Annotated in this window: 13 protein-coding genes; 5 read left to right on the forward strand and 8 right to left on the reverse strand. The window is 71.9% G+C overall.

Translation table 11 applies throughout. From position 1 onward, the window contains the following. Positions 1-18 precede the first annotated feature (18 nt). Both PPSIR1_RS29545 and PPSIR1_RS29550 read right to left on the reverse strand, forming a co-directional pair. Positions 19-636: a hypothetical protein gene (locus PPSIR1_RS29545; protein WP_157596105.1), complete on the reverse strand. Its 618-nt coding sequence runs from the start codon at positions 634-636 to the stop codon at positions 19-21. 100 nt (positions 637-736) lie between these two features. Next, the gene (locus PPSIR1_RS29550) at positions 737-1639 is read right to left on the reverse strand and encodes an MBL fold metallo-hydrolase (RefSeq protein ID WP_157596106.1); all 903 of its coding nucleotides are present in this window, start codon (positions 1637-1639) and stop codon (positions 737-739) included. A gap of 58 nt (positions 1640-1697) precedes the next feature. On the opposite strand from PPSIR1_RS29550, the gene PPSIR1_RS29555 reads away from it, so the two are divergent. The 4 genes from PPSIR1_RS29555 to PPSIR1_RS29570 all read left to right on the forward strand — a co-directional run bounded on the left by PPSIR1_RS29555 (position 1698) and on the right by PPSIR1_RS29570 (position 5511). Next, a complete protein-coding gene (locus tag PPSIR1_RS29555; RefSeq protein WP_006974886.1) occupies positions 1698-2651 on the forward strand; it encodes a LysR family transcriptional regulator in 954 nt (317 codons plus the stop codon). Positions 2652-2698: 47 nt separating this feature from the next. Then, entirely contained in the window at positions 2699-3079 is a 381-nt protein-coding gene (locus PPSIR1_RS29560; RefSeq protein ID WP_006974887.1) for a TfoX/Sxy family protein, read from the forward strand. Positions 3080-3106: 27 nt separating this feature from the next. Beyond that, positions 3107-4360, forward strand: coding sequence for a radical SAM/SPASM domain-containing protein (locus tag PPSIR1_RS29565; RefSeq protein WP_006974888.1), 1254 nt, complete (start codon positions 3107-3109; stop codon positions 4358-4360). 248 nt (positions 4361-4608) lie between these two features. Next, complete coding sequence (locus PPSIR1_RS29570; RefSeq protein ID WP_006974889.1) at positions 4609-5511, forward strand: LysR family transcriptional regulator; 903 nt, start codon at positions 4609-4611, stop codon at positions 5509-5511. 7 nt (positions 5512-5518) lie between these two features. Here PPSIR1_RS29570 and PPSIR1_RS29575 read toward each other — a convergent pair whose 3' ends face one another. The 5 genes from PPSIR1_RS29575 to PPSIR1_RS29595 all read right to left on the reverse strand — a co-directional run bounded on the left by PPSIR1_RS29575 (position 5519) and on the right by PPSIR1_RS29595 (position 8513). Further along, entirely contained in the window at positions 5519-5815 is a 297-nt protein-coding gene (locus PPSIR1_RS29575) for a 2Fe-2S iron-sulfur cluster-binding protein (protein WP_045117000.1), read from the reverse strand. A 7-nt stretch (positions 5816-5822) separates the two neighbouring features. After that, positions 5823-6974, reverse strand: coding sequence for a cytochrome P450 (locus PPSIR1_RS29580; protein ID WP_006974891.1), 1152 nt, complete (start codon positions 6972-6974; stop codon positions 5823-5825). A gap of 147 nt (positions 6975-7121) precedes the next feature. Then, positions 7122-7511: a zinc ribbon domain-containing protein gene (locus PPSIR1_RS29585; RefSeq protein WP_006974892.1), complete on the reverse strand. Its 390-nt coding sequence runs from the start codon at positions 7509-7511 to the stop codon at positions 7122-7124. Positions 7512-7532: 21 nt separating this feature from the next. Further along, positions 7533-7910: a hypothetical protein gene (locus PPSIR1_RS29590; RefSeq protein WP_006974893.1), complete on the reverse strand. Its 378-nt coding sequence runs from the start codon at positions 7908-7910 to the stop codon at positions 7533-7535. 108 nt (positions 7911-8018) lie between these two features. After that, positions 8019-8513 carry a nuclear transport factor 2 family protein gene (locus PPSIR1_RS29595; RefSeq protein WP_086001810.1) on the reverse strand — a complete coding sequence of 165 codons (495 nt, stop codon included), beginning with the start codon at positions 8511-8513 and terminating at the stop codon, positions 8019-8021. Positions 8514-8575: 62 nt separating this feature from the next. On the opposite strand from PPSIR1_RS29595, the gene PPSIR1_RS48410 reads away from it, so the two are divergent. After that, positions 8576-9847 (forward strand): hypothetical protein, encoded by a 1272-nt coding sequence (locus PPSIR1_RS48410; protein WP_006974895.1) that lies wholly within the window; start codon positions 8576-8578, stop codon positions 9845-9847. Between the two features lie 10 nt (positions 9848-9857). On the opposite strand, the gene PPSIR1_RS29605 is transcribed toward PPSIR1_RS48410, so the two are convergent. Further along, positions 9858-10603: PcfJ domain-containing protein (locus tag PPSIR1_RS29605; protein WP_006974896.1), on the reverse strand; the 746-nt coding region annotated here is incomplete at its 5' end.

Here is a 10603-nt window from a genome sequence, read left to right on the forward strand (position 1 = left end):
CTGCCCCACGCCCACGACTCAAATCTCCTGGATGGTCAGCGCGTAGTCGCCCGCGCCGTCGGTGCCGAAGGCGTCGACGACGACGATGAGCGGCTCCGTGTCGTTGACGGTGACGTCGACGACGGGGTTTTGCGCGCCGTCGACATCATCGACGCAGGCCAGCTCCGTCCCGCAGCTGCCGCCCTGGACCGTGTCCGGGGTGCGCACGTAGAGCACCGTGTCCATGCTCGCGTCGACGGACAGGCGGTAGTCGCCGGGCGCGGGCGGGGTCCACTGGTAGACGTCCTCGTCTCCGTCGCCGCCGCAGCTGCCCTTGTCGCTGCCCGCCAGCGCCGCGAGGCTGCCACCTTGCGTGGTCGTGCCTGGGGTCAGGGCAGTGACGTTCGCCTGCGGGTTGCAGGTCTCCTCGGGGCCGCCGGTGTCGTCGATGGGCCCGAAGCACTCGTCGTCGGCCCCACAGGGCGCGCCGTAGCAGGCCATCAGGGTCATCGCCGTGCCCGCGCCGAGCAGCGTCGTCGCGACCTTGCCGCGCAAGCTCATGCCCTTGGCGCGCGGCGGCTCGACTCGATGGTCGCAGTTTGGGCATCGATCGATGCTAGCCGGGACAAAACCATCGCACTGGGGGCACATGCGCATGGCGCGAGCATAGCCGAGGCCTCCCCTCGCCGGGGAAGAATTGCGCGAGGGACAGCAACGCCCACGCGCGGGCGGGGCAGGACCCCAACCATGGCTGCGCTCACCCGGCCGGACACGACGAGGTCGGCTCGCCAAACGCGTCGACCCAGGCCGCCCGCTCGTGCGCCGGCAAGATCGCGAGCTCGGGCAGCGCCTCCGCGAGGGCGTGGAGCCGCCCCACGTTGACGTTGGCCGCCACGCGGTCCGAGTCCGTCCGCTTCATCGCCAGGGTCTTGCCCCGGAGCTTCCTGACCTGAGCGCGCTCGTTGACCGCGTCGCCGACGTGAAAGACGCGGCGGTGGTCGGGGAGCGTGACGAACACACCCACGCTGCCCGGGGTGTGCCCCGGCATGGGCACGACGACCACGCTGCCGTCGCCGAACAAGTCGGCGTGGCGGTCGAAGATCTCGTAGGGCTCGTCGACGAAGCGCAGCGGCTCGATGAGCCCCGCCACCGCCTCCGCGTGCGCAGGCATGACCTCCTCGATGACCGCCTCTCGGCCGCGCTCGATCAACGCCGCCTCCTCCTCCGAGACCCACACCGGCGGCTCGGGCAGATCCAAGATGCCCCCGATGTGGTCGAGGTGGGCGTGGGTGGGCACGACGGCGGTCAGGCTCGCCGGGTCCACGCCGAGCTCGCGCAAGAGCTCGTCGAGGGGCAGCTTGGGCGCGAGCGCGGCCGGGAAGGTCGCCAGCCAGCGCTTGGTCTGGCCCTCGTAGGGCTCGATCTCGGCGTCGAAATTCGAGCTGTTGCCCGCGTCGATGAGGATCGAGCCGCCCGTGGGGTGGTGGATCAGGATCGCCGAGGCCGTGAAGCCCAGGGTCGCCCGGCTCTCGACCCAGCAGGCGTGGACCCCAGACCCTTCGGCGACCGGCGTCCTCGACTCGACCGCCACGGCGTCCAGCCGTGGGCGACACCCGAGGAGCACAGACAGGACGATGAATCCAAGCGCGCTTCGTCGCATGGGTTGGAGCCTAGGGTCGGCCGGACATGATAAAAAGTGAAATCTAATCAGGTCACACATGAGCGATTTCGATATTCGGTCCTTCAACCTGAACCTCGTCCCGGCCCTCGCCGCGCTGCTGCGCCACCGCGCCGTTGGGGCCGCCGCGCGGGAGGTCGGCGTCAGCCAGAGCGCCATGAGCCACGCCCTGGCCAAGCTCCGGGCCCAGTTCGACGACCCCCTGCTCGTCCCCCAGGGCCGCCGCTTCGTGCTCTCCGCCCGCGCCCAAGAGATCGCGACCAGCTTGCCCGACGCCCTCGAGCAGCTCGGCGCCGCGCTCGGGGGCGGCCCCGCCTTCGACCCCGCGAGCGCCTCCCTCACCCTGCGCGTCGCCTCCGTCGACTACTTCGAGTTCACCGCGCTGCACACCGTCTTGGCCTATCTGCGCGACCACGCCCCGGGGGTCCGGCTGTCGATCGAGCGCCTCACCGCCGAGTCGGCCGCGGCCCTCCAAGGCGGCGGCCTCGACTTCATCCTCGCCGGCACGGGGCTCGTGCACGGAGCCGGCCTCGACCACGCCGTGCTGTTCGAAGAGCCCTTCGAGGTCATCGCCCGCCGGGGTCACCCCAGCATCGGCCGCCGGCTCTCGCTCGAGACCTACCTGGCCACGGACCACGTCGTGGTCCGCTTCGAAGGCCGCGGCCGCGGGGTCGTCGATCGCGTGCTCGCCGAGCGCGAGCTCCAGCGCCGCGTCGGGCTGTGGGTGCCGCACTTCGTCTCGGCCCCGCTGGCCGTCGCCGAGTCCGACATGATCTCGACCGTCGCCAGCGTCGTGGCCGAGCGCGCCAAGGCCCTGTTCGGCGTCCGCGTGCTCGCCCCGCCCATCGAGCTCCCCGCCGCGCCCGTCGTGCTGTGGTGGCCGCGGGCGCAAAACCACGACCCGGCCCGGTCCTGGTTTCGCTCGCTCTTGCTCGACGGAGCGCTGTTTCCGGCGACGATGCGCCGCCGCGTTCGGGCCCGACGCCGGGGCTGATCCGCCTCGCCTGGCACCCAACCCCGCGTCTGGGCGATGCTCCCCCCATGGCGTACGACGAAGGCCTCGCCGATCGGGTCCGCGATCTCCTCGCGACGACCCCCGGCTACGCAGAGAAAAAAATGTTCGGCGGGCTGTGCTTTTTGATCCACGGCAACATGACCGCCGGCGTGGTCAAGGACGAGCTCATGCTCCGCGTGGGCGAAGCGCGCTTCGAGAAGGTCCTCGGCCGCAAGCACGCCCGGCCCATGGACTTCACCGGCCGACCCATGAAGGGCATGGTCTACGTCGGCGTCGAGGGCTTGAAGACCAAGCGGCAGCTCGAGAGCTGGCTAAAGCCGGCCCGCGCGTTCGCGGAGGAGCTGCCGCCGAAGGTCGCCAAGAAGAAGAAGAGGGCCGCCAAGAAAAAAGCTACCAAGCGGCGCTGAGCTGCGTGGCCCTGCTACCATCGCGCCATGGTCAGCCCCCGCAGCATCCGCCCCGAGGAGCGCGACACCCCCCGGCCCGTCTACGTGGTCTGGGAGATCACGCTGCGCTGCGACCACGCCTGCGCCCACTGCGGCTCGCGGGCGGGGCCGGTGCGCGAGGACGAGCTGAGCACCGAGGAGCTGTTCGAGGTCGCCGACTCCCTCGCCCGCCTGGGCGCCCGCGAGGTCACGCTGATCGGCGGCGAGGCCTACCTGCGCAGCGACGTCTACGCCCTCATCGCCCACCTGCGCGGGCACGGGCTGCGCGTGACCATGCAGACCGGCGGCCGCGGGCTGACCGAAGGGCGCGCGCGCAAGCTCGAAGAGGCGGGCCTGGCCGCCGTGGGCGTGTCCGTCGACGGCACCGCCGAGACCCACGACACCCTGCGCGCCAGCCCGGGCAGCCACGCCGCCGCGATCCAGGCGATCCACAACGCCCGCGCCGCGGGGCTCCTGGTCACGAGCAACTCGCAGATCAACCGGCTCAACATGCACGAGCTCCCGGCCATCGCCGCCGAGCTCGAGGCCGCCGGCGCCCTGGTCTGGCGCGCCCAGCTGACCGCGCCCATGGGCCGCGCCGCCGACCGACCGGGCTGGATCGTCCAGCCCTACATGGTCCTCGACATCATCGACACCCTCGCCGAGATCCAGGCCGGGGCGCAGGCTCGGGCCTCGGCCGCCGGCCTCGACCCGATGCGCGCCTTCCGGGTCACCCTCGGCAACAACCTCGGCTACTACGGCCGCCACGAGGGCAAGCTGCGCTCACGCCCGGACCGGAGCGACCGCTACTTCACCGGTTGCCAGGCGGGGCGCTTCGTCATGGGCATCGAGTCCGACGGCGTGATCAAGGGCTGCCCCTCCCTGCCCACCGCGCCCTACGTCGGCGGCAACGTCCGCGATCTCGACATCGAGACCATCTGGGCCGACGCCGCGCCGATCCGCTTCACCCGCGACCGCGACACCTCCGAGCTGTGGGGCCACTGCGCCAGCTGCTACTACGCCGACACCTGCATGGCCGGCTGCTCGTTCACGAGCCACAGCACCCTGGGCCGCCGGGGCAACAACCCCTTTTGCTACTACCGCGCCGACAAGCTGCGCCGCGAGGGCCTGCGCGAGGTCCTCGTCCACGCCGAGGCCGCGCCCAACAGCCCCTACGACTTCGGCCGCTTCGAGCTGCGCGAGCAGCCGTGGTCGGACCCCGTGCCGGCGCCGACGCGCAAGCGCTCGCTGCCGGTCGTCTGATCGCAAAACCAGACCCCGCGTCCGCGCCTCGGGTGTCATCGCGCCCCGCCGACACTCGCGCAGCGTTCTGTCGCAATGACTGGAGGCATGACCCACGCCACCACACGTACGAGGGCATGTGCTACCAGGCCACGCCCTTCGTCTGCACGCCGGGCTTCGCCTGCCAGCACTTCTACGGCCCGCCCTGTTGACCCGCGGTGCCCCCGACGGCGCGTCGAGCCGGCGCCCAGTCGGGCTATGCTGGCTCGATGCTGAACCTCGACGGCGTCGTCGTGCTCATGGCCCTGGCCCGCCACGGCACGCTCGTGGGGGCGAGCCGCGCTCTGGGGCTCCCGCGCAGCACCCTGACCCGCCGCCTCGCCCAGCTCGAGGAGGAGCTGGGCGTGCGCCTGGTCGAGCGCACCTCCAGACACCTGCGGCTGACCAGCGCGGGCACGCGCCTGGTCGAGCAGGGCGCCCCCCTGGTCGACGCCGCCCGCCAGCTCGAGGTCAGCGTCCGCGCGGGCACGGGGGACCGCGTCCGCATCGCGCTGCCCCCGGGCCTGGGCCTCGAGCGCCTCGAGGCCACGCTGCAGCTCGACGAAATCGCCCAGTTCGGCCTGGGCTTCGAGCTGGTGTTCACCGACCGCGAGGTCCACCCGATCCGCGACGACTTCGACCTGGTCGTCAGCTTCGCGGAGCCCACGGACGGCAACCTGTTTCGGCTGCCGCCCACGGACTTCGAGTGGCGCTGCGTGGCGACCTCGACCTATCTCGAGCGCAGCGGCGCCCCCGAGTCGGCCGAGGCCCTCGAGGACCACGCCTGCATCGCCCTCCAGGTCGTGGGCGGCGTGTCCCCCTTCGCCTGGCCGCTGCGCGACGGGGGCACCCTGCCCGTCAACCCCCGCTTCCTGTCGACGAGCTCCAGCGCCGTGCTCGAGATGGTCTACGCCCACCGCGGCATCGCCCTGTTGCCCGACAGCCTGACCCTCGGCGACCTCGTGCCCGTGCTGCCGGAGACCATCCGCGGGCCCGGGCGGATCTACGGCAGCATGGGCCAGCGGCTCAGCGACACCGAGCGGGGTCGAGAGCTGCGCGCCCTGCTCGAGCGCGCGGGCTTCGACCGCGTCGAGGCCATGCGCCTGCGCGGCGCCTCTCGAGAGCCGCGCTAGCAGACTGCTAGCGCTCGTCACTGAGCACCAGCCCCGGACCCTGGGGGCGGCCGACGCAGCACAGCACGTAGCCCGCCTCGACCTCCTCGTCCGTGAGCCCCATGTCGTTGTCCTGCTCGGCCGCGCCGGACAGGCGACGCAGCTTGCAGGTCCCGCAGTCGCCGACCTCGCACGAGCTCTCGACGTAGAGGCCCGCGCCGAGGGCCGCGCTGAGGATCGTCTCGCCCTCGGGGACCGCGATGGTGTGGCGCTCGCCCTCGAGGATCAGCGTCACCTGCTCTGGCCTGGATTCAGCTCCGTCCATGCCAACCTCACACGCGCACATGCAGCTCGCGGCAGCCGTGGATCACCGGCACCTCGACGGGCAGGATGTCGCGCTCGGTGTCGACGCGCAGCTCGGGGAAGCGCCGGTAGAGGGCCGGGATGGCGATCTCGGCCTCGAGCTTGGCCAGCGGCTCGCCGAGGCAGCGATGGATCCCCCGCCCAAAGCCCAGGTGCCCCTTGGCCCGGCGCTCGAGCTGAAACTCGCCGGGCGCCTCGTACTCGTTCGGGTCGTGGTTGGCCGCCATCAACATCGGCAACACCCGCGAGCCAGCCGGCAGCACGGTCTCGCCGATCTCCACGGTGCGCGTGGTGAAGCGGAAATTCCCGAGCACGGGGCCGCGGTAGCGCAGCACCTCGGTGACCAGGTCGCGGGCGCAGTCTGGATCGGCCACGACCTTCGCGCGCAGCTTTGGGGCGTCGTCGAGGCAGCGGACCGCGTTGTTGATCAGGTTGGTCGTGGTCTCGTGGCCGGCGATCAAGAACAGGCTGCCCATGGCCTCGAGCTCCCCGTCGCTACACTCGGCGCCGTCTCGCTGGGCGCGGATGAAGTCGCTGGTCAGATCGTCGCCGAGCTCCCCCGACTCCCGCCGCTCGCGGAGGAAGGCCCCGTAGTAGGCGTTGAGCTCCTGGCCCGCGCGCATGCCGACGCTGCGCTCGGGCTCCGGCCGGGTCGCGAGCACGGCCTGGGCCGCGATCCGACGAAAGCGCGGGTAGTCCTCCCGCGGCACCCCGAGCAGCTCGGCGATGACGATGGCGGGGAAGGGCCCGGAGAAGGCCTCGACGAGGTCGAAGCGATCGCCGCGAGCCTCGACCTCGTCGAGGATCGACTCGCACAGCTCCTCGACCGCGGTCGCCAGCTTGGCGATGCGCCGCGGCGTGAACGCGGGCTGGGCCAGGGCGCGCAGCCGTCGGTGGGTGGGGTCGTCCGAGGTGATCATCGTCGGCGCCGTCTCGAACTCCTCGGTGTGCCAGCGCGGATCGTCCGAGGAGAAGGTCCGCGGGTCCTGCAGCACCTGCTTGACGTGGTCGTGGCGGAGCAGCAGCCAGGCGTCGAGCGCCTCGACGTAGAACACCGGGCGGTGCCGGCGAAGCTCCTCGAAGCGGACGAAGGGCTCGAGATGAAACTGGCGATCAAACATGCCCTCAGCCTAGGAGGCCGGGCGCGCCCGACAATGTCAGGATCCGGGCGCCTGCTGCCCGCGACTGGGCACCTCGCGAGCTCGCGCCCCCAAACGAAGATGGGCGCCCCCGAAGGGACGCCCACCACTCGCGCTCAGGCTCGAGACTCAGCCGCCGGTGTCGGTGTCGAGGGTGTCCGGCAAGCCGTACTCCGCCTCGCCCGCCTCGGTCTCCGAGTCGGTCGTGGTGTCCGTCTCGAAGCCCGTGTCCGGCACGCCGTACTCCGAGTCGCCGGGATCGGTGGTCGTCTCGTCCGTGGACGTGTCGCCGGTGGTCCCGGTCTCCGTCGTGGTGTCCGCGTCGCCGTCGGTGTCCGAGGTGGTCGTGTCGGAGCTGGTCGAGTCGTCGCCGTCGTCCGCGGGGCAGCCCACGAGGGTCAGCCCGAGCAGCACCATGGGGACGACGGGGTTGGCCACCGTCCGGTGTCGGGTGCCGCAGTGCGGGCAGACCGAGTCGGTGACGCGGATGTGGTTGGCGCAGTTGGGACAGGTGGTCATGCGTGCCATGGTGAACAGCTCCTACTCGGTGGGGGTGTGGGTGTCGATCAGGGCGGGCGCGCCGGGCTTCGACGCCTCGCCCTCGTTGCCCGTAGACGCGACGCCGTACTCCGACTCGCCCGCGTCGAGGGTCGTGGTCTCGGTCGTGTCCTCGGCCGTGCCCATGTCCGTCCCGGTGTCGCCCGTGTCGTCCGTCGCCGTGTCGCCGTCCTCGGTCGTGGTCACGGGGACGCCGTAGGCCGGCTCGGCCTCGGGGCAGCCCGTGAGCGCGAGGCCGAGGATCAGCGCAGGCACGGCCGGGCTCACGGTCGTGCGTACGATGGCGCCGCAGTGGGGACAGTTGCCATCCGTCGCCCGGATGTGGTTGTGGCAGGTCGAACAAGGGATCAAGCGAGGCATGGCGGGCTCCGCGGCGATTGTCCCACAACACACCGCTCGGAGGCCAGCCCTCGCCCCGACGCGTGAACCCTGGAACTTTCGGTCTGCCTCAGGGCTGCGCGTGACCGCTCACTGGTCCGTGTAGGCCTTGGCGACGATCGCCCAGCGGTCTTCCAAGCGAGCCAGAATCAGCGCGTCGTAGACGGTGTTCCAGTAGCGCAGCGAGACCAGGGCCAGGCGCCCGTCGATGACCTCGATGGACAGGATCTCGCTGTCCACCGCCCCGCGCGGCGGGTCCTCCCGCGCGCCCCACTCGTCGAGCACCGCGCCCATGTCCTTGAAGGTCGACACCTCGATGACCCCGGACCCGTCGCGCACCGCCCGGACCATGGTCGCGTGCTCGCTGACGAAGGCCCGCTCGAGGCGGGCGCGGTCGGGCTCGGCGATGCCGTGGAGGTAGTCGGCGATGGCCGCCTCGATGCCGGCTCGCTCTTCGCTGGTCGGGGCGGCGACCGGGGCCTTGGGCTCGTCGGGGCGGGTCGTCGACGCGGGCGCCGACACGCAGCCCAGCGCTCCGAACCCGAGCAAGCAGGACACTCCAAGGGCGATCAGACGCGCGTACACGCGGGCATGCTCCCAGGCTCGCCGCGGGGCCGCAAACCCGACGACTGGGGTAGCATGGTTCCATGCTGCTCCACGATCGACTGCGCGCGGGCCTGCTCGGTGTCCGCGTGCAACTTGGAACGGAGGGAACGACGCTCGAGATCGTCGACCAGGGCCCTCGACACCTGCGCTGGCACGACCCCGAGCTCGGCGCCGTCGGCATGGCCGCGCACAGCCCCTTTCCCCTGGATCTCTCCGACGCCCGTAGACCCACGCTGCGCGCCGAGCTCGAGGCCGAAGCCCGGGCGATCTTCGAGCGAGCCCACGCGGCCAACGCGACGCAGCGCGCGGCCCTCGAACACACCGACCCCGAACGAGCCAAGGCCGAGGCCGCGCTCTTCGATCGCCCGCCTCGAACCGCCGACCCCAGCTGGTCGCCCATGGTCGAGTGCGAGCTCGTCGAGCGCGAGCCCGGCCGCGTCCTGCGGACCCTCAGCCGCATCACCTACGAGCCCGGCCACGAGCTCATCCGCGGCCAGCTCGCCCTGCCCCTCGCCCAGGGCCACCTGCGCCTGTCCCTGATCCACCGCGCGGGGCTGACGGGCTTTCGTGAGAGCGCCCTGAGCGTGCCCCTGCTCGAAGCGGCCGAGGACCCCGCGGCCATGGAGCACCCCGGCCAGCCCTTCTACGACGACCCGCAGCACGACGCCCAGTTCCCCCAGCACGGGCTCAGCTGCGTCCGCCGGGGGCTGAGCGCGTGGCTCGATCCCGACGACGGCCTCCAGGTCCTCGATACACCTCCGCTCCAGGCCACGGGTGCGCGCGTCGAGCTGCCCACCGCCGCGAGCTCCATCGTCCCTCCGCCGGGCTTTTTGTTCGTGCCCCGCGAGGTCCTGCCCATGGCGCCCACCCTGGCCAGCCTCGTGCGGATCGGCCTCGAGCCCGCGCCCGACTCGATGATCGACGTGTGGCGCCTCGAGCAGCGCTTTCGCGGGCCCGGAGGGCTGCGCCAATTTGCCGATCAGACCCTGCGCGGGTGGTCCGAAGAGGGGGCCGAGGAGGTCCAGGTCCACAGCGAGGTCGCCAGCGATGGGCCCCACGCCGTCGCCGTGCGCAGCCAGGTCAGCATGCGCACCCAGTCCGAACCGCGGCACACCCTGGTCTACTGGTTTGTCGACGACGACGGCGAGTCCTTCCGCGTCAGCCTGGGCTTCTCGGGCGCGATCGCCTTCGAGGACCAACGACCGACCTTCGACGCGCTGGTCTCGAGCTGGCGCCGCCTCGCCGTCGAGCCCACTCCCGAGCCCGAGCCCGAACCCGAGCGCTCCTGGTGGCGGCGCCTGTTCTCCAAGTAGACCACCCCGCTCACTCGCGCTGGGTCTCGCGCAAGAACCGGTCCGCCCACTGACGGACCACGGCCTGCTCCCAGGGTCGCGCCGCTCGGTTGCAGCGACCGAGAGCCTGGGCGACTCGCTTGGTCGGCAGGCGAACCTCGATGGTCAAGCAGCGCTCGCCGTCGCAGCGCAGGCTGAAGATCGCGCTGTGTCCCTCGGCGCAGGCGCGGTCGTAGCCGTACACGCAGTGGGCCATGGCCGCCGACTCCCGCGCGAGCTGTTCGCTGGTGACGAGCTCCACGAAGGCCCAGGTCCGCTCGCCCTCGCTCAGCTCCCAGTCCCAGCGCTGGCCCGACCACCGCAGCCGCGGCCGCCAGCGGTAGTGGCTGCGCTCCATCGCGTAGCGCTCGGCCTCTCGCCGGGCCGCCCGGGGGCTCCGGCCGGTCCAGTCAAAGCGCTCGCCCCGACCGTGGCGCTCGGTGTGGACGTGGCGGGCCCACGCGAGGATCGCCATCGCCGAGTCCTCCCCCAACTCGGCGCGGTGGCGGGCCAGCCAGCGCACCGCCCCCTCCCAAAAATCGCGGGCGCTCGGCCGCGCCAGGGTCGGGTCGAGGACGTAGCCATAGTCGCTCGTGAGCCACGCGAACTCGACGCCCGAGCCCCCCAGGCGCAGGACCTCGGCGTACATCACCGCCTCCACCGGCACGAGGTGGGCGGGCACTCGCGCGAGCAAGCCTGGCAGCTTCTTGGGCAAGCGCGGCCACTCCCCCGGGGTCT

Source organism: Plesiocystis pacifica SIR-1 (genome assembly GCF_000170895.1).
GTDB classification, from domain to species: Bacteria; Myxococcota_A; Polyangia; order Nannocystales; family Nannocystaceae; genus Plesiocystis; species Plesiocystis pacifica.

Coding starts and splice junctions, on each gene's coding strand:
- PPSIR1_RS29545 (WP_157596105.1), bottom strand. CDS start 636: ATGCGCATGTGCCCCCAGTGCGATGGTTTTGTCCCGGCTAGCATCGAT.
- PPSIR1_RS29550 (WP_157596106.1), bottom strand. CDS start 1,639: ATGCGACGAAGCGCGCTTGGATTCATCGTCCTGTCTGTGCTCCTCGGG.
- PPSIR1_RS29555 (WP_006974886.1), top strand. CDS start 1,698: ATGAGCGATTTCGATATTCGGTCCTTCAACCTGAACCTCGTCCCGGCC.
- PPSIR1_RS29560 (WP_006974887.1), top strand. CDS start 2,699: ATGGCGTACGACGAAGGCCTCGCCGATCGGGTCCGCGATCTCCTCGCG.
- PPSIR1_RS29565 (WP_006974888.1), top strand. CDS start 3,107: ATGGTCAGCCCCCGCAGCATCCGCCCCGAGGAGCGCGACACCCCCCGG.
- PPSIR1_RS29570 (WP_006974889.1), top strand. CDS start 4,609: ATGCTGAACCTCGACGGCGTCGTCGTGCTCATGGCCCTGGCCCGCCAC.
- PPSIR1_RS29575 (WP_045117000.1), bottom strand. CDS start 5,815: ATGGACGGAGCTGAATCCAGGCCAGAGCAGGTGACGCTGATCCTCGAG.
- PPSIR1_RS29580 (WP_006974891.1), bottom strand. CDS start 6,974: ATGTTTGATCGCCAGTTTCATCTCGAGCCCTTCGTCCGCTTCGAGGAG.
- PPSIR1_RS29585 (WP_006974892.1), bottom strand. CDS start 7,511: ATGACCACCTGTCCCAACTGCGCCAACCACATCCGCGTCACCGACTCG.
- PPSIR1_RS29590 (WP_006974893.1), bottom strand. CDS start 7,910: ATGCCTCGCTTGATCCCTTGTTCGACCTGCCACAACCACATCCGGGCG.
- PPSIR1_RS48410 (WP_006974895.1), top strand. CDS start 8,576: ATGCTGCTCCACGATCGACTGCGCGCGGGCCTGCTCGGTGTCCGCGTG.